Origin of the sequence: Allokutzneria sp. NRRL B-24872 (assembly GCF_002155965.1) — a bacterium.
GTDB lineage: Bacteria > Actinomycetota > Actinomycetes > Mycobacteriales > Pseudonocardiaceae > Allokutzneria.
Genome location: NZ_MUMH01000298.1, coordinates 1 through 732 on the forward strand (window position 1 = coordinate 1; position 732 = coordinate 732).

The following is a 732-nucleotide window of genomic DNA, read 5'->3' on the forward strand; positions in this document are numbered from 1 at the left end:
GTACCACTGCGGTCTAGGCCCGGCACGGCGCGTCGCGCGCTGTGGGGTCCCGGAGGCAGCCTTAGGGTTGCGGGCAGGAAAACGACCGCCACGGCGCTTTTCGTGTGACTCTCGAGGGCTCCGGATTGGCTTTCCCGCCACAGGTGCGGGCACGATGCGTTCCGGCCGCGAGGGTCTGAACAGCAGACCCGGGTCCGGGGACTGTCCGAGGGCCCTGGCAGCATCGGCTTCGATCTCACGCCTCAACGGCAAGAAGAACACGGGAGTAACAACATGAACCGCAGTGAGCTGGTGGCCGCGCTGGCCGACCGCGCCGAGGTGACCCGCAAGGACGCCGACGCCGTGCTGGCCGCGTTCGCCGAGGTCGTCGGCGACATCGTCGCCAAGGGCGACGAGAAGGTCACCATCCCCGGCTTCCTGACCTTCGAGCGCACCCACCGTGCCGCTCGCACCGCTCGCAACCCGCAGACCGGCGACCCGATCCAGATCCCCGCCGGCTACAGCGTGAAGGTCTCCGCGGGCTCCAAGCTCAAGGAAGCCGCCAAGGGCAAGTAAGCCCTCGCGAACGAAAGGGGCGGTCACCCTCCGGGTGGCCGCCCCTTTTGGCGCTCCTACGGGCCCTGAGACCCGTCTACGCGGCCTACGGCGCCCGAGCCCGCCGCTACGAGGCGTCGGACTCGGCGCCACCGCGCCCGCGCGGGCCGCGCGGCCCCCGGCAGCTCCACCTCCGAG

The 732-nt window shown here is 70.9% G+C and carries 1 protein-coding gene; it reads left to right on the forward strand.

The window, feature by feature from the left end; genetic code table 11:
• The first annotated feature begins 273 nt into the window (after window positions 1–273).
• Window positions 274–555 carry an HU family DNA-binding protein gene (locus CCN37_RS37575; protein WP_005486790.1) on the forward strand — a complete coding sequence of 94 codons (282 nt, stop codon included), beginning with the start codon at window positions 274–276 and terminating at the stop codon, window positions 553–555.
• The last annotated feature ends 177 nt before the right edge of the window (window positions 556–732 follow it).